The following is a 17,684-nucleotide window of genomic DNA, read 5'->3' as shown; positions in this document are numbered from 1 at the left end:
TAGCATGAAGATACATAAGGAAATAACAGAACTAAAAGTTTTGAACAGAAAAACAACAGGTAAGCCTGTAGAATATCCTGTTCGCGTACTACAGTTTGGTGGAGGTAATTTTTTAAGGGCATTTTGCGATTGGATGTTCGATGTGTTAAATAAAACAACAGATTTCAATGGCAGTGTAGCTGTCGTAAAACCAACCGAAAGAGGGGAGTATTCGGAACTCTTAAATCAAGACGGCTTGTTTCATGTAGTTTTAGATGGATTGAAAGACGGTAATTTAGTCTCAGAGGTAACATTGGTAGAATCTGTTAGTACTATTATTCAACCGTATAAAGAATGGAATGCTTATTTGGCATTGGCAGAGGTACCTGAACTGAGATTTATTGTTTCTAATACTACAGAAGCAGGAATTAAATTTTCGGAAAAGGATCGTATAACTAATAACCCACCTCATGAATTTCCGGCTAAATTGACCTTATGGTTATATCACCGTTTTAATTATTTTAAAGGTGCAGCTGATAAAGGTTGCATTTTATTACCATGTGAATTAATTGAAGATAATGGCGATGCTTTACAGAAAACCATTATTCAATATGCTGGACATTGGGGTTTAGAAACAGCATTTATCACTTGGATCAAGAACTGTAATTATTTCTGTAGCACACTAGTTGATCGCATTGTATCTGGTTTTCCTACGGATAGAAAACTTGCCATTGAACAGCAAACGGGTTATAAAGATGATTTGTTAGTTGCTGGTGAGGTGTACCATAGTTGGGTTATAAAAGCAGCACCAATTGTTCAAAACGAATTGACTTTTTCTAAAACGGACTTAAATGTTTTGTTCGTTGATGATCTTAAAGAGTATAGGGAAATGAAGGTTCGTATTCTAAATGGGGCGCATACTTCTTTGGTACCTGTAGGGTATTTGGCAGGTCTAAGAACGGTATTGGAAAGTATGAACCATAATTTGGTTAGAAACCATGTATTGCAAGTGCTCTCTAAAGAAATAAAACCTACTCTTACCAATTTTTCAGAAAAGGAGATTGACGCATTTATAGATGCGGTTATTGATCGATTTAAGAATCCGACTCTTAAACATTTTTTAATAGCTATTTCATTAAACAGTACTTCTAAATTTCAGGCTCGCTTATTACCGGCGTTTAAAGAATACACTCAAATTAACGGTCATTTTCCAAAGAGAATAGCATTTTCATTAGCATGTTTAATTCGTTTTTATAAAGGCGAATTCGATGGAGAGCATATTCCCGTAAATGATGATGCCAAGGTGTTGGCTTATTTTAATGAAGAATGGCGAAAAGTTACAGAGCAAGACCAAACTATAGAAAACTTGGTTACAAACGTGCTGTCTAATAGTGATATAGTTGGCGAAAATTTAACCACATATAATGGTCTGGTTCAGTTTGTTACCAAGAGTATCAAAAGTATAGATGAAGTAGGTGTAAAAGAGTGTTTAAAGGCACTATAATAAATATATGAAAATAGATTCGCATCAACATTTTTGGAAATATGAACCTTTAAAACATAGCTGGATAGATGATGAAATGGCAGTAATCAGAAAAGATTTTATGCCAGCTGATCTAAAGCAAGTTTACCTTGAAAATGATATTGATGGCTGCGTTGCGGTACAGGCAGATCAAACAACTGCTGAAACGGACTTTTTAATTGAACTGTCTTCAGAAAATAATTTTATAAAAGGAGTTGTAGGATGGGTAGATCTAAAGGGCAATGATATTGATGAGGTTTTGGAACATTACAACAAGTTTAAAGTTGTAAAAGGTTTTAGGCACGTTGTACAAGGTGAGGCTGATCACAATTTTTTATTACGACCAGATTTTCTTGCGGGTATTTCAAAACTTGCTCCGTATAATTTCACCTATGATATATTGGTGTTTCCGCATCAATTGGGAGCAGTTCTAGAATTTGTGAAAAAATTCCCGAATCAAAAGTTAGTAATTGATCACATAGCCAAGCCTTATATAAAAGATAATTTTTATGAGGGTTGGGCTGTATTAATGACCGAAATAGGTAAGCAAAAAAATGTGTATTGCAAGTTATCGGGAATGATTACCGAAGCCGATTATAAAAAATGGACTGTTGAGCAAATAACACCCTATATGACCTTGGTATTAAATGCTTTTGGCGCAGATAGAATAATGTTCGGTTCTGATTGGCCAGTGTGTTTAGTGGCAGGAAATTACAAAACCGTAATAAAAATAGTTACAGATTTCATTTCGCAATTAAGTGAAGAAGAGCAGGCTAAAATAATGGGTTTGAATGCAATGAAATTTTATAATTTATAATAGGAACAATATGGATTTAAAATTAAAAGATAAAGTAGTTGTCGTTACAGGTGCTGCAGGATTAAAAGGGAGTATTGGTGAAACCATAGTTCAGCATTTGGCAGCCGAAGGCGCAATACCTGTAATCGTTTGTAGAAATGATAGAGGTATAGGTTATGAAAAAGAATTACGAGAAAAAGGTATTGACGCCTTGTTCGTAAAAACAGATTTATCTGATCATGTTCAAATTGAAAATGCTGTTCGTAAAATTGAAGATAAATACGGAGAAATACATGCATTAATAAACAATGTAGGGGTAAACGATGGTGCAGGTTTAGATGCTTCAATAGATGATTTTATGTATTCCTTAAAACTAAATATGGTAAGTTATTTCGCAATGACTAAATACTGCTTGCCAATGCTCAAAAAGTCAAAAGGAAATATTTTGAATATAGGCTCGAAAGTAGCACTTACAGGTCAAGGTGGTACTTCTGGGTATGCGGCGTCAAAAGGTGGTGTCTTCGGTTTAACAAGAGAATGGGCGGTTGATTTAATACAATTCGGCATCCGTTCTAATGCTATTGTTATTGCAGAAAGTTGGACCCCTGCCTATGATGCTTGGATTAAAACATTAGATAACGGAGAAGAAAAACTTGACGCTATCGTTAAAAAAATTCCTTTAGAAAATAGAATGACAATGCCGGCAGAAATAGCAGATCAATGTCTATTTACCATTTCAGAAAAATCATCTCATACAACCGGTCAGTTTATTACCGTAGACGGCGGGTATGTGCATCTCGATAGATCTTTATTGACCGAATAATTACCACGTTTTCTATCAGAATTATCTAAGTCTAATTACAACCAAATTAGCAATTTTATTTAATCATGAAAGTAATTCAACTAAATATGAATCAACCAAAAAAAATACCCATTGTAAAAAAAGAATTACTTTTTCCATTTATCATTATCACGTCCTTATTCGCATTATGGGGAATTGCCAATGATTTAACCAATCCTATGGTTTCGGCATTTAAAAAGGTAATGCCCGAATTGTCTAACATGCAAGCATCTTTAGTACAGTTTGCGTTCTATTTTGGTTACTTTTTTATGGCTTTACCGGCAGCTTTATTTATTAGAAAATATAGTTACAAAGCCGGCATTGTTTTGGGTTTGTGTTTATATGCTATAGGTGCTTTTTTGTTTTATCCTGCCGCTGCCTTTCAAGAATTTAATTACTTTTTAATTTCGTTATGGGTAATTACCTGTGGTCTGGCATTTTTAGAAACAACTTCAAATCCTTTGATTTTGTCGTTAGGAGATAAAGAAACGGCAACACAGCGTTTAAATTTGGCACAAGCATTCAACCCAATTGGTTCTTTGATCGGTATGATAGTGGCACAGCAGTTTGTTATCTCTGCGCTAAGATCAGATGATAAAAATGAAGCAGGAGAGTTAGTATATGATAGTTTGTCTACCAGTGCGAAAGCGATCGTTAGAGAAAATGATTTAAGTGTTATCAGTGTTCCCTATATAATTTTAGGATTGGTGGTTTTGGCTATAATGATGGTAATCTTATTTACTAAAATTCCTAAAACGGTAGATTCTGATAAAATGTCGCTTTCAGCTTCTTTTCAGAAATTATTTGCGAACAAAAACTATATGTTTGGGGTAGTGGCGCAAGCGTTTTATGTAGGTGCTCAAATTATGTGTTGGACCTATATTTTTCAATATGTTGATAATATTAATGAAGGTTTACCTGAAGACCAAGCTTTAACGGCTACTTGGTATAATGTTGCGGCGATGATTATATTTTTATCAGGTAGATGGATCGGTACCGGGTTAATGAAAACCATGAATCCGTCTAAAGTATTAATGCTCTTTGGACTTGGGGGAGTTATTTTTTCTGCTGGTGCAATACTACTGCAAGGGGAAATAGGGCTGTATTCTCTAGTAACCATTTCTTTATTTATGTCAATAATGTTTCCTACCATATATGGTATTGCCTTAAAGGATATGGGCGACGAAGCAAAAATTGGCTCAGCAGGATTGGTTATGGCAATTGTTGGTGGAGCATTGATGCCTGTTTTACAAGGTGGAATTTTAGATTGGGGTGGATCTGGCTTCTCAGATGTACAAGTTTTAGGGTTTATTCCTGAAGTCAATTTTTCTTTTATTTTACCCATGATTTGTCTGGCGGTTGTAACAGCTTATGGTTATATAACATATAAAACATCAAAATAATAAGGAATGGGAACGAATAGATATTGTTACGCCTGCGATTTAAAAGAGGACTCTAAACTTATTGCAGAATATAAAGCATATCATGCCGAAGGCAAGGCATGGCCAGAAATCACCAAAAGTATTAAAGATGCCGGTATTGTTGATATGCAAATTTACCTAACCGGTAACCGTATGTTCATGATTATGGAAGTTGATGAAACATTTGATGCTGAGAAAAAAGCAAAAATGGATGCCGATAGTGCTAGAGTTCAAGAATGGGAGAATTTAATGTGGAATTACCAACAAGAATTGCCATGGGCCAAAGATGGTGAGAAGTGGATTGAATTAGAACAGATTTTTCAGTTGTAACACAACTAAACTAATAGAAACACAGAAGCCAGATTTTTAAATCTGGCTTCTGTGTTTTGAATAATTAATAGGCTCACTTCATTAAGCTACACTATGGCTATCGTCAACAATGATAAAATTATTTAAAAACCTTCATTTTCAAAGTCTTGTAGCCGTTGTGATTCATTCTTTGATACTTTACTTCATTAGTTACTATTAATACTAGCTAATGCATCTGCAAGCTCCTCTGCACCTTCTGTTTTATTTTATAGGGTGTTTTTTTTTGGCTTATAAACATGTTCTTAATAGAATTGAACACGCTAGTACAAAATTGTAATGCTATTCTTGTTTATTTGGTTTGATCGTGATTTCTATTTCGTTACTCGTTAATGTATTTGAGATTGCTTTTATACGAATTGGTGTTGAGCTATCTTTTATTGATTGAACAATAAGTAAAGCACGCCCTTTATCTGTTATTAATTCGTGGGAATTAAAGTTTTGCGTGTTAGTGATACTGCCATTGTCAACACCTAAGACTTTTGCATCTCCTGTTACAGTAAATAGTACTTTTTGATTTTCTGTTTTGACAGGATTACCATCGTTATCTACAATTTGTAGTACAATATGAGCTGTATCATAACCATTTGCTACAACGCTTTTAGTATCACTAAGTAATTGTAAAGCTTTTGGTTGAGCGCTTGTTTTTATTGTTTTTATTCGTGAACCTATTCAAGATTATCAACCAACAGGTCAAGAAACTTGGTATGCTGACGGCAATGGAACAATATGGTCAGATGAATATCATAATTATGGCGTTCTTTGGGAAGATCCTTTTAGTTTGTCGTATTATGTAGATGGTGTTTTAGTTCGCACAACGCCTGTCAACGATATAGACCCTGAAAACTATACTAACGGTAATGGTTTAACAAAACCAATGCACCTAATTATTAGTGCTGCCGCCTAGTCGTGGAGAACAACTCAGGGCATAGATTTTTTAAATGACCCAACTGTCACAAATGAAGAAAACACAATTATGCATGTGGATTGGATACGGGTGTATAAACCTGAATAAATAAAAAACAGAAGCCAGGTCATAAGATCTGGCTTCTGTTTTTTGAACTATGCTTTTAAGTAGCCTAAGTAAGACTATTGCTATAGGCGACTATGATAATACCTATTACCATACAGCTTAAACCCATGTACAAGAACTTTCTGGCTTTTGGTGAAGCATTGACCCATTCTTTAGTGATAATGCCACTTATAATAGCTGTTACCACACAAGCTGTATTAAATATAGCATACCCTACCGTATTGCCCGATGCACCCAATTTGTATGCCGCAAAAGCAAATAGGGCAGACGCTGCATAATGGAAAAAAGCCATGACTAATATTAATACAAAGTTTTTGCCGAATGCAGGAGTTTTAAAATCTCCCCATGCCTTTTTAGTACTTAACTGCCAAAGAAAATAAGCGGTCATTACTATGCCGCCACTAATAAAAATTGGAAACATTACTGCAACGGCGGTAATCCACTCTGCGTTACCTGCAGCTTGGCTAGCTTCGTGTAAATAAGGCCTACCAGCTGCATTCGCATAACTAAAGCCGGTTGCAAGTAAACCGCCAATAACAGCGATTAAAATACCTGTGGCCATCGAGCCTTTTTGTTCACTGTTCTCATCATTAGCCTTTTCAACTTTTTCACGAATAAAACCAGCTTTACCGTTCGCAAAAATTCCTATTAATACAACGAACAATCCTAATAGAATGGTTGTTAATTTGTTTGTAGGTGGTAAGCCATCTTCAATAAACGGTAATACCGATCCCACTAAAATAATTGTACCTATAAATAGAGAAAAACCTAATGATAGACCAATATGGTTTATCGCCTTACTCCACATCATAACTCCAACTCCCCATAGAAAACTGGTTAAGCCCATTTTAATCCAAATATCTGTTGGCATATTGCCGAAAATATCTCCAAATCCATTGATTAAGGTAACCGATGCTATAATGGGTACAAAGAACATGGTTAATAAAAAGAACAAACTCCAAGTATTTTCATACTTAAAATCTTTCGTAAATTTTTCGGGTAGGGCATAAAGCCCCAACATTAGTCCGGCAAAAATAGCCAGTAAAACTCCTTCTGTCATAATTGGTTGTTTTGTGAGTTGATTAGTTGTTGTTAAAATGAAAATTTAAAAACGGTCTCGCTTTTAAAACTTTCACCTGCTTTTGTAATTGATTTGGGTGAACCTTCAATGTTTGGACCGTTAGGGTATCTATGTGTTTCACAGCAAAACCCTCTATATTTTCCGTATTGAATTCCATTTTCCCTCTTTAAATCATCTGAAGTGTATTTGCCGGTATACAATAGCATACATGGTTCTGTAGAAAATACATCTAAACGTATTTGTTCTTTTTCACTAGAAATAGAAGCAACTTGATTTAAATCTGCTTTTTCATTATCGAAAACATAAAAATGTTCAAACCCGTCATTTATGGCGTCATGAACATCTCCAATTCGTTTTGAAACTCTTAAATCGTCAGCCTGATTTTCAATATTGACGATTTTTCCAGTAGCAGCTCCAGTATCATCAAGCTCCAAACGTTTATTGGTACATACTTGAGCGTTGTGGTTTTCTACCGTTTCAGAAAATCCTTCTAAATTAAAATAAGTATGGTTGGTAATGGAAAGGGGAGTATCTGCATCGGTCGTTGCATTATAGTCGATTTTCAACTCATTATCATCTGTCAAAGTAAAGGAAACATCAACCTGTACATTACCAGGAAATCCCTCTTCCATATCTTTATTTAACAAAGACATTTTAATGGTTGACTGATCATTGTCTTCAAAAGTGGTATCCCATATTCTTTTGTCAAAACCAACAACGCCACCATGTAAATTATTTGGTTCACAATTACCTGCTAAATCATATGTTTTACCATTTAGACTGAATTTGGCATCTTTAATTTGAGAACAATACCTGCCCACTGTTGAACCAAAATAAGGTGAATTTGCTTTATAGTTATCAGAAAAATAACCTTCTATCGTATCAAAACCACAAGCAATTTCTTTCAATTTTCCATTGGAATCAGGAATCTGTATCGATGTAATAGTAGCACCGTAGTTAGTAATTTTTACCACCATACCGTTGGCGTTTTTCAAGGTATATAAATCTACTTTTTCTCCTGCTAAATATCCGAAATCACTTTTTATGGGTTTCATACGTTTTTTTTATTGTTGATAAGGGGCTAATTTCTTCCAATCGAATTCGACACCTGTTCCTGGTTCATCAGAAGCTACAGCTCTGCAATTTTCTACAACTAAAGGTCTTGTAGTATACTGGTCAATGGGGAAACTGTGTACTTCTAACCATCCGGAATTAGGTTGGGCAGAAACTAAACTAACATGTAATTCTTGCATACCGTGAGAGCAAGCAGGTATACCGTGCTTGTCTGCTAAACGGGCAGCTTTAAGCCAACCGGTTACTCCACCACAGTTAGAGGCATCTGGTTGTATAAAGGATAGTTTAGCTTGGTCAAAAGCATATTCAAATTCATGAATGGTATGTAAATTTTCTCCCATAGCTAAAGGGAATCCTGTTTTTTCTACAATTTCAGCAAAGCCTTTATAATCATCTGGTATTATGGGTTCTTCAAACCAAGTGATGTCATACTGTTTAAACCCTTCAATTGCTTTAATTGCTTTTTCTATGGACATAGAATAATTGGCATCTACCATAAAGGTTACATCTGGACCAATAAATTCTCTGACAGCTTTAATTCGTTCTAAATCTTCTTCTAAGTTTTCTCTTCCTATTTTGATTTTCACGGCATTGAATCCGTTATCTAAATAGGTTTTCATATTGTTTAAAAGCTTTTCTATAGGGAACTGTAAATCTATACCGCCACAATATGCTTTACAGGTATTGCCCTCACCACCTGCCATTTTCCATAAAGGTTGACCGGCTTTTTTACATTTTATATCCCATAGGGCAATATCGATGGTCGAAATCGCAAATGATGCTATACCACCACGACCTACATAATGTATATGCCATTCCATAAAATCGTAAATACCATCTATATCTGTACCGTCTTTACCCACGAGAACGTTGGCAAAATCATGATCAATCATGGCTTTTATTGAAAAACCTCCTTTTCCGCCTGTATATGTATACCCGGTACCTTCACTACCGTCTTCTAAAGTTATGGTAGTGGTTACTAATTCGAAATGTGTGTGATCTCCATGTTTTGCATCGTTCATTACTTCAGGTAAAGGAACTTTAAAAAGTTTGGCGATTACGCTTTTAATTTTTGTACTCATCTTAATTAAATAAAAGGGGCTATTAATTACACTTATTACTACTTATGCTTTATGTCTAATATAAAAGGTTTTCTTTTCCATGTATTGTTCAAAACCATACTTGCCATCTTCACCACCAGAACCAGATAATTTGTAACCATTATGGAAACCTTGGTGTTGTTCACCATGACCACGGTTTACATATATTTCGCCGTATTCCAATTCATCATTACATTTCATGATAGTGTTCATATCATTGGTAAAAACCATAGCAGCTAATCCATATTCACAGTCATTTGCATAGCCAATTACTTCATCAAAAGTTTTAAATTTTAAAACGGGTAAAATTGGACCGAACGATTCTTCATGAACAATAGTCATATCTTGCGTTACATTGGTTAAAACAGTAGGTTCAAACCAAAACCCTTTTTCAAATTCGGCACCTGTAGGTCTTTTTCCTCCGGTAGCAACAGTTGCTCCTTCTTCAATACTGACAGCTACTAAATGCTCCATATGCTTTAATTCTGATGCATTTACTTTAGGGCCCATATCCGTATCTTCTAGCATAGGATCCCCAACTTTTATTGCCTTGGTTTTAGCAATGAATTTTTCCATAAACGTATCATAAATACCTTCGTGTAAATACATTCTTTCGTTACAGGTACATACCTGACCACAATTATCAAAACGAGAATGTAAAGCGGCATCTACTGCAGCATCAATATCTGCATCTTCAAATACAATAAATGGGGCTTTACCACCTAATTCTAATTGAACGTGTGTTAGGTTTTGAGCTGCATTTCTTGCTATTTGCTGACCAACAGGCGTAGAACCTGTCATAGTCACCATTTTGCAAATAGGACTTTCAACTAGTGCATTACCCATTGCTCTACCCGGGCCGGTTAAAATATTGATTACCCCTGCAGGAATACCTACTTTGTTTGCTAAATTACCAAGTTCTAAAGTTGCCAAAGGTGTTTCAGAAGTAGGCTTAATTACAATAGAATTACCTGCAACTAGAGCCGGTCCTAATTTACGACCCGTTAATGCCAACGGGAAATTCCATGCTGTAATGGCAACAACGACGCCACGAGGTACTTTTTGAATCCAAATTTGTTCGTTTGGATTGTCTGAAGGAATAATATCACCCTCTATTCTTCGTGCACCTTCGCAAGCATATCTAATGAATGATGCAGTAACAGCAACCTCAAAACGAGCAACCTTTAAAAGTTTACCTTGTTCTTTGGTCAATAATTCAGCTAAATATTCTGTATTGGCATCAATCTCATCTGCCAACTTATACAATAGATCTGCTCTTGTTCTAGCAGGTAGTTTTTTCCATTCTTTTTGCGCTTTATCGGCAAACTCAAGAGTTTCTATGGCTTCTTCAGCAGTACCGTTTTGTACACGTGCTACAACTTCTCCATTAGAAGGACTAATGATATCAATTGTTTCGCCTGATGTTGATGTTCTCCATTCTCCGTTAATAAAAAGCTTGTATTCCTTAATTGATGACATAGTATATTGTATTATTGTTTCGTATTCGTTTTTCTATAAGCATCCATTCTATCGGCTGCTTTACCTTCAAATTCTCGTCTTAATTGCCAAAGAGGTCTTTCTAATGTAAGTTCCCATTTGAATAATTTCTTGTAGAGATCTTTTACTTTTTCAGGATGTTGTGCAGCTAAATCATTGGTTTCAGATTCATCTTCCTTAATATTGTATAATTCGGCCGGGCGATCAGGAAAACGTATTAGTTTCCAATCTTGATTTCTAATGGCGGCTCTGTTTTCTTTTTTCCAGTATAGAAACTCATGAGGTGCTTCTGTTTTTTCACCTTTTAAATAGGGTAGAAGGTTTACGCCGTCTAATCCTTCAATTTCAGAACTATTTCCGCCTGCCGCCGATAAAAAAGTTGGGAATAAGTCTAAGGTGCTAATTGGGTAACTGTAGGTCTTGTTATCATTAATTTGGTTAGCCCAAGACATTAGAAAGGGTACTCTAATACCACCTTCTAAATGATTTGCTTTTGTACCGCTTAACGGACTATTTTCAGATTCATTAGCGTCTGATGGTCCACCGTTATCATTGGTAAAAACAATTAAAGTATTATCTGTTAACCCTCTTTTTTTAAGTTCTTTTAATACCTTTCCGATTGCTCTATCCATGGCTAAGGTCATCGCTGCTAATGTTTTTCTTTTTCCTTTGAGATTTGGAAATTTAGCTAAATCTTCAGATGTGGCTTCCATTGGAGTATGTACTGCATTGAAAGACAAGTAGATGAAAAACGGATTTTCTTTATTTCTGTCAATAAAAGAAATTACTTCGTTGGCTAGTTCATCGGTGAGATAGCCTTTGTGTTCTGAGAAATTACCAAAGCCTTGTTCTAATTTGTCCTCGTTTCTAGTGAGTTGATTGTTTTTGTCATAAGGTAAATAACTACGGGCGCCACCTCTAAAACCATAGAATTCATCAAATCCACGTTTGGTTGGGTGAAAGCGGTCGGCATTGCCTTGGTGCCATTTTCCAAAAAGTGCAGTTTTGTATCCTTGTTTTTTTAAATGATCAGCTATTGTTTTTTGATCTAATGGCAAACCCATTTCATCATCCGCCAAACAAGATATACTCATATACCCAGGTACATTATTTTCTTCAAAGCCAAACTTTTGCTGGTATTTTCCGGTTAACATCCCTGCTCTTGATGGTCCGCATACTGCAGCACTTACATAGGCTTGCGTAAATTTTATACTTTTATTCGCAAGCTTATCTAACTCTGGGGTTTTAAATTCTTTACTTCCTTGAAACCCAAAATCGGCATAGCCTGCATCATCGGATAAAATAAAAACAATATTTGGTTGCTGTTGAGCAATTAAAAAACTCACCTTAAAAAAGCCTAACAGAATTAATATTATTTTCATGTACCGATGATGCATTGTATACCTTTTTTTGAATTATTATTATCTACCCATCCATCCGCCGTCAACAAGGGTAATTGATCCATGCATATAGTCTGATGCTTTTGAGCATAAGAATACAATTGGACCAGCAAAATCTTTAGGTTCTCCCCATCTACCTGCCGGTATTCGAGATAAAATAGAGGTAGCTCTATCTGGATCATTACGTAATGCTTCAGTATTATCGGTAGCAATATACCCTGGAGCAATACCATTGACATTTACTCCTTTTCCTGCCCATTCGTTAGCGAAAGCCATTATCATTTGACCAATGGCACCTTTACTTGCTGCATAACCCGGTACTGTAATACCGCCTTGGTAGGTTAATAATGATGCTGTAAATACTATTTTCCCAGAACCACGAGCAATCATATCTTTACCAATTTCACGGGTTAGAATAAATTGGGCATTCTGGTTTACTTCTATTACTTTATCCCACATTTCATCTGGGTGCTCTGCTGCCGGTGTTCTTAAAATTGTACCTGCATTGTTTACCAAAATATCTATAGTTGGGTGATTGGCTTTTACCTCTTTAATAAATTTGTAAAGCGCTTTTCTATCTGAAAAATCACATTGGTATGCAATGAATTTTTTTCCCAGTGCAGTGACTTCTTTTTCTACAGCACTACCTGTTGCTTCTAAAGATGCCGAAACTCCTATAATATCTGCACCGGCTTCTGCTAATGCTAAAGCCATTCCTTTTCCAATTCCTCTTTTGCAACCCGTTACAAGTGCTACTTTGCCGTTAAGGTTAAAACTATCTAATATGCTCATGCTTGTTTTATATTATAATTGACAATCCATCAAGACTTTTAGTCCGTCAGGGTTATTATCTATGTTTTCAAATACTTGTTGAATATTCGTTAAAGGTTGAACATCTGTAATCATTTGTGAAAAAGGTAATTCATTACGAGTGATCAGTTCAATTGCTTTTTCGTAATCTTCTTTTTCATATACTCGTGCGCCAATTAGGCTTAACTCTTTCCAGAAAAATTTGAACAAATCAACCGGTTTTTTCTCACCGTGAATTGCTACCATTAATATTCTCCCTCTAATACCTGCCACTTCGCACATTATATCTAGTGCAGGTTGTACGCCAGCTACTTCAAAAACAACGTCTGCACGACGATTCTCGGTTTTGCTTTTTACGTATTCTACTAAGTCTAATTCGATAGGGTTAACTGCGTCAAAACCTAATTCCTTTGCCTTTGTTATTCGTTTTGGGTTTACTTCTGAGATAATTACACGAGCACCTACTTCTTTAGCTACCATTGCAACTAATAAGCCAATTGGTCCGCCTCCTAAAACAACCGCGGTTTCACCTTTTACCAAACCACTTCTACGTACATCATGGGTTGCAACAGATAATGGTTCTATTAAGGCAGCCAATTTTAAATCTGTTTCTGGTTTTAATTTGTGAAGTACAAATGCTGGTACGTTCCAATATTGTTGCATAGAACCCGGACTGTCAATTCCTATAAATTTCAACTCCTCACAAATGTGGTTAAAGCCTTTGTCAGAAGCTTTCACTTTTCTGTCGTCTAATGGTCTAACAACTACTTTTTCTCCAACAACATACCCTTCAACACCTTCTCCAACGGCATCAATGGTACCAGACATTTCATGTCCAATGGTTTGTGGCATAGCCACACGTTTATCCATCATACCATGATAGATGTGAACATCGGTGCCACAAACACCTGAATACGCTACTTTAATTCGGACTTCACCTGTTTTTGGCTGATCAATTTCTTTGTCTATGACAGTGAAGGTTTTATTGCCTTCGTATATGGTTGCTTTCATTTTATATTAGTTTCAAATAGTAAACTAGTTTCATATTTGAAATAAATATACAATTATTTATAAAACTGACAACTAATAAATAATCATATCCTAAAGTTTAATTGTTAAATTATAGACAAAGACATATTTAGGTATAAAAAAAGCCCTTAAAAAAGAGCTTAAAGTATTTATGAAGTCGAAGTGATTACTGAAAAATCTATTGTGAGATATAGCCTAACTTAATTGAAATATCAAGCGCATATCGTGCTATAATTTTTCCTTTAGTTTCAAATTCTTCATGAGGTAGTCTACCATGGGGTGCTGTTATCCAAAGAGCGGCAACCGGATATCCTGATTCATTGAAAATTGGTGCCCCTATACAATGAATACCTTGTATGTCTTCGCCGTTATCAATTGCAAATCCATTTTTCTTTACTACTTTAAGTGTTTCTCTAAAATCTTTTTTAGAAGTAATGGTGTTTTTGGTGAATTTGGTAAGTGTAATTTTTTTTAAAATTTCATCAGACTCTTCTTTTGGTAAATATGATAAAATAGATTTACCACCTACAGAGCTATGTAAACTGAATTGGGTACCCTGTTCTACAAATAATTTTACCGGATAAGATGAAGATACTTGTTCTAAAATAGTGCCTTTTTCTCCTAATAAAATACCCAACATCACAGATTCTTTTAACTCATCTCTTAAGGCGCGCATTACATCAATAGACATTTCTACGATGCTTTGTTCGGTCATAGAAGATATGCCTAATGAAAGCATTTTTCTAGACAATGTTATCTTTTTGGTAGTTTCGTTTTTTTGTAAGTAGTTCTTGAAAATTAACGTGCTAACTACCCTGAAAGCGGAAGTTTTAGTTAAGGATAACGTTTCGGTAATTTCAGCTAAAGTGAGTCCGCTTTTTTTAGTAGCCAATAACTCAATGACCAGTAGACCTCTTTCAAGATTTGGTACATTATACTCTGATTTTAAATTTGGCTTAGTCTTGTTCATTAAAAAAACATTGTACCGTAAAATTACTATTATTTAACTTACCACAATGCGAATAAAAAAAGAGGAGCACTTTCTGATGCTCCTCTTTTTATTAATATGTAGTCTATTTATTTTGCTTTTTCTCCTTTTGCGGCATGGGTAGTTTTTCTTTCAGATGTAAAGCTCATTATACTTTGGTAGTCGTTATTATTGTAGATATGTGAAAGACCCCAACGTAAAATTTCAGTGGGTTCTTTTTCATTGTCAGCTGATCTGTCTAAACCAATTGCGTGTGCAGAAACCCCCGGAATTACTGACATTATCTCAAAATTAATACCATCTGGAGCCCATTGAATTGTGTTTTTTTCAGGACCATCTGTAGTAATTAAGGCAGCAATGCCATCATTATAAGGCCATACGCAAATTTCGTGTCCGCTATTACTGATTGGGTTGTAAGGTGATTTTACATATGGACCCAATGGGTTATCTGCAATGGCAACTCCATGACGAATTTGTCTACCTCCAAAAGTGATTTTTTCTCCCATTTGTTCTCCTTTATAATACAAATAGAATTTCCCCTTGTAAGGAATAATGCATGGGTCATGTACTTTATGACTGTCAAAGTCTCCTTTTTTCTCTACTAAAAATCTGTTTTGTTCTTCTCCTTTCCAAACACCATTGTCTGCAGGACTTAGAATAGGCTCTTCGCTTTTTGTCCATGGTCCGTTTGGAGAATCTGACCATGCCAATCCTACTTGATTTTTGACTCGAACATTATAAGGTGATTTTACCGTTTGGTAGCATAAATAATACTTATCCTCAAATTTCATGATTTCTACAGTAAACACTGAGCGGTCATCATAAGTTCCTTTTTCGCCTCTTGCTACTGCTAAACCTTCTTCTTTCCAAGTTTCACCATCTTCAGATGTTGCATACCAAATATCGCAGCGATCCCACGGGAAAACTTTGTCATTTTCAATGTCGCCGCCAAAACCTTGAGACGGTCCTACACTTTTACTATACCAAACGTAATATTTTCCATTTTCTTTAATGACGGCACTAGGGTCTCTTCTCACGACACCTTCTTCATACGCCAAGTCACCCTTTAAAGGTTTAAGATTAGAAAATTGAATAAACCATTCATTTCCTAAATCTTGTGGCCATTGTAACGCTCTTTTTGAAGCTGCACTTAATGAGTCTCGGTTGGTAATACCTAATTCATCTATCAGCTCGTCGGTAACAGCTATTTTTTCTTCCACCTTCTCTGTTTCTTTTTCGGTTTTTTTAGTTTCGGTACATGCCGTAAAGAGGAATAAACATGCTAGGGAAAATAATTTTATGTTGTTTTTTTTCATTTTTCTTGTTGTTTGGTATTAATATTATTGGTTTACAAATTAAAGTTTAGTGTCTGGAAAATATATCATACTGAGCTAAATTTCCTTTTTATTGAATAATCAGACCATATGATGATATAAATTGTTGGTTTTGACACTAGTACCTTCACCAGGCATTGCTTCGAAAGCAGTCAGTTTAATATTGAATTTGTTATAATATGCGTTGGTTGCTTTTTCGATGAAATTTTCTACCGCATCTTCATGTATTAGATTTATAGTACAGCCACCAAAACCACCACCCATCATTCTTGATCCGATTACGGTATCGAAACATTTAGAGAAATCTACTAAATAATCGAGCTCTGTACAGCTTACGTCATAAAGGTGTTGTAAACCTTCATGTGTCTCGTACATGTATTTTCCTAATTGGTGTAGAGATGATTCTTTTAAGGCTTCTACCGATTTCAACACACGTTCTTTTTCTTCAATGATATAAGTACAGCGATTAAAAACATCTTCAGAAAGTTCATTTTTAAATTCAGCCAACATGGTCATCGAAACATCGCGTAAAGAACTTACCTCATTATATTTTTCATGAATAATTGCAACCCCTTCTTCGCATTGACTTCGACGAACATTGTACTCGCCAGAAGCTAAATTATGCGAAACATTGGTATTCAATAAAAGAATTTTATATGGAGCAATTGCTATGGGAACGTACTCATGATCAAGAGATTTACAATCTAACAAGATTACATGCCCTGCTTTACTCATTACAGAGCTAAATTGATCCATGATACCACATTTTGTACCCACATAATTATGTTCTGCACGTTGAGATAATGCTACGATTTCTTGTTTCGAGAGTCCTAATTCGAAGAGTTCGTTCAGTCCGTATGCAATTCCGCATTCTAAAGCGGCCGAAGAGCTAATACCTGATCCTACAGGTATGTCGCTATCTAAAATACAATCGAACCCTTTTAGCTTATCGGTCAGTTGCTGTAATTCATATATAACTCCCAAAACATAGTTTTCCCACTGGTTATCGCTCGTACTAATATTATCAAGTTCAAAAGTTAGACTTGCGTTAAAATTGCAACTATGAATATTACAGGTCGTGGCACTTTTATTTTTGTTGAATTTGAGTTGAATTTTTTTATCAATGGCTGTAGGAAGTACAAAGCCGTTATTGTAGTCGGTATGCTCACCGATAATATTTATTCTACCCGGAGAGTCGATAATTAAATCCCATTTTTTCGAATTAAATTCTATTTCTTTCATATTCGGGAACTGTAGTTTTTCTTTTTCAAATTTGATTGCACTATTTCTTTTAGCCGTTTCAAATATTACATGACCTATAATTGACTGTTTAATTTTACGGTCTAACAATGTACAGATACTGTACATGTTCTCAAGTAAATCTAACTTGACAAAAACTGAACAATAGACATT

At 35.4% G+C, this 17,684-nt stretch carries 17 protein-coding genes; 6 read left to right on the top strand and 11 right to left on the bottom strand.

The features are described 5' to 3' along the window. The first annotated feature begins 4 nt into the window (after window positions 1–4). The 5 genes from ACEN2N_RS00165 to ACEN2N_RS00145 all read left to right on the top strand — a co-directional run bounded on the left by ACEN2N_RS00165 (window position 5) and on the right by ACEN2N_RS00145 (window position 4,889). Complete coding sequence (locus tag ACEN2N_RS00165; RefSeq protein WP_441822432.1) at window positions 5–1,483, top strand: tagaturonate reductase; 1,479 nt, start codon at window positions 5–7, stop codon at window positions 1,481–1,483. Between the two features lie 7 nt (window positions 1,484–1,490). Next, on the top strand, window positions 1,491–2,318 hold the full coding sequence (locus tag ACEN2N_RS00160; RefSeq protein WP_441822431.1) for an amidohydrolase family protein: 828 nt from the start codon (window positions 1,491–1,493) through the stop codon (window positions 2,316–2,318). A 10-nt stretch (window positions 2,319–2,328) separates the two neighbouring features. After that, a complete protein-coding gene (locus tag ACEN2N_RS00155; protein ID WP_441822430.1) occupies window positions 2,329–3,120 on the top strand; it encodes an SDR family oxidoreductase in 792 nt (263 codons plus the stop codon). Window positions 3,121–3,206: 86 nt separating this feature from the next. Next, entirely contained in the window at window positions 3,207–4,541 is a 1,335-nt protein-coding gene (gene fucP, locus ACEN2N_RS00150) for an L-fucose:H+ symporter permease (protein WP_441822429.1), read from the top strand. A 6-nt stretch (window positions 4,542–4,547) separates the two neighbouring features. After that, complete coding sequence (locus ACEN2N_RS00145; protein ID WP_441822428.1) at window positions 4,548–4,889, top strand: L-rhamnose mutarotase; 342 nt, start codon at window positions 4,548–4,550, stop codon at window positions 4,887–4,889. Between the two features lie 318 nt (window positions 4,890–5,207). Here the strand turns inward: ACEN2N_RS00145 and ACEN2N_RS00140 are convergent, their stop codons facing one another. Further along, the gene (locus ACEN2N_RS00140) at window positions 5,208–5,576 is read right to left on the bottom strand and encodes a hypothetical protein (RefSeq protein ID WP_441823118.1); all 369 of its coding nucleotides are present in this window, start codon (window positions 5,574–5,576) and stop codon (window positions 5,208–5,210) included. On the opposite strand from ACEN2N_RS00140, the gene ACEN2N_RS00135 reads away from it, so the two are divergent. After that, window positions 5,575–5,832, top strand: coding sequence for a family 16 glycosylhydrolase (locus ACEN2N_RS00135; protein ID WP_441823117.1), 258 nt, complete (start codon window positions 5,575–5,577; stop codon window positions 5,830–5,832). The two genes, ACEN2N_RS00140 and ACEN2N_RS00135, sit on opposite strands and share 2 nt — an antisense overlap. A gap of 172 nt (window positions 5,833–6,004) precedes the next feature. Here ACEN2N_RS00135 and ACEN2N_RS00130 read toward each other — a convergent pair whose 3' ends face one another. The 10 genes from ACEN2N_RS00130 to galK all read right to left on the bottom strand — a co-directional run bounded on the left by ACEN2N_RS00130 (window position 6,005) and on the right by galK (window position 17,639). Further along, entirely contained in the window at window positions 6,005–7,018 is a 1,014-nt protein-coding gene (locus tag ACEN2N_RS00130) for an L-rhamnose/proton symporter RhaT (protein WP_441822427.1), read from the bottom strand. Between the two features lie 32 nt (window positions 7,019–7,050). After that, window positions 7,051–8,094 carry an aldose epimerase family protein gene (locus ACEN2N_RS00125; protein WP_441822426.1) on the bottom strand — a complete coding sequence of 348 codons (1,044 nt, stop codon included), beginning with the start codon at window positions 8,092–8,094 and terminating at the stop codon, window positions 7,051–7,053. 9 nt (window positions 8,095–8,103) lie between these two features. Then, window positions 8,104–9,195: a mandelate racemase/muconate lactonizing enzyme family protein gene (locus tag ACEN2N_RS00120; RefSeq protein ID WP_441822425.1), complete on the bottom strand. Its 1,092-nt coding sequence runs from the start codon at window positions 9,193–9,195 to the stop codon at window positions 8,104–8,106. A gap of 42 nt (window positions 9,196–9,237) precedes the next feature. Further along, window positions 9,238–10,692 (bottom strand): aldehyde dehydrogenase, encoded by a 1,455-nt coding sequence (gene aldA / locus ACEN2N_RS00115; RefSeq protein WP_441822424.1) that lies wholly within the window; start codon window positions 10,690–10,692, stop codon window positions 9,238–9,240. An 11-nt stretch (window positions 10,693–10,703) separates the two neighbouring features. Beyond that, complete coding sequence (locus tag ACEN2N_RS00110) at window positions 10,704–12,092, bottom strand: sulfatase (protein WP_441822423.1); 1,389 nt, start codon at window positions 12,090–12,092, stop codon at window positions 10,704–10,706. A gap of 39 nt (window positions 12,093–12,131) precedes the next feature. Then, the gene (locus ACEN2N_RS00105) at window positions 12,132–12,896 is read right to left on the bottom strand and encodes an SDR family NAD(P)-dependent oxidoreductase (RefSeq protein ID WP_441823116.1); all 765 of its coding nucleotides are present in this window, start codon (window positions 12,894–12,896) and stop codon (window positions 12,132–12,134) included. Window positions 12,897–12,914: 18 nt separating this feature from the next. Next, entirely contained in the window at window positions 12,915–13,931 is a 1,017-nt protein-coding gene (locus ACEN2N_RS00100; RefSeq protein ID WP_441822422.1) for a zinc-dependent alcohol dehydrogenase, read from the bottom strand. A 196-nt stretch (window positions 13,932–14,127) separates the two neighbouring features. Next, window positions 14,128–14,919 (bottom strand): IclR family transcriptional regulator, encoded by a 792-nt coding sequence (locus tag ACEN2N_RS00095; protein WP_441822421.1) that lies wholly within the window; start codon window positions 14,917–14,919, stop codon window positions 14,128–14,130. A 107-nt stretch (window positions 14,920–15,026) separates the two neighbouring features. Then, window positions 15,027–16,253 carry a glycoside hydrolase family 117 protein gene (locus ACEN2N_RS00090; RefSeq protein ID WP_441822420.1) on the bottom strand — a complete coding sequence of 409 codons (1,227 nt, stop codon included), beginning with the start codon at window positions 16,251–16,253 and terminating at the stop codon, window positions 15,027–15,029. A gap of 99 nt (window positions 16,254–16,352) precedes the next feature. Next, on the bottom strand, window positions 16,353–17,639 hold the full coding sequence (gene galK, locus ACEN2N_RS00085) for a galactokinase (protein WP_441822419.1): 1,287 nt from the start codon (window positions 17,637–17,639) through the stop codon (window positions 16,353–16,355). Between the last annotated feature and the right edge of the window lie 45 nt (window positions 17,640–17,684).

It is taken from the genome of Maribacter spongiicola (assembly GCF_052119685.1).
Lineage (GTDB): Bacteria > Bacteroidota > Bacteroidia > Flavobacteriales > Flavobacteriaceae > Maribacter > Maribacter spongiicola_A.
The sequence above is the reverse complement of the archived record's forward strand: the minus strand, read 5'-3'. Positions and strand labels throughout refer to the sequence as shown.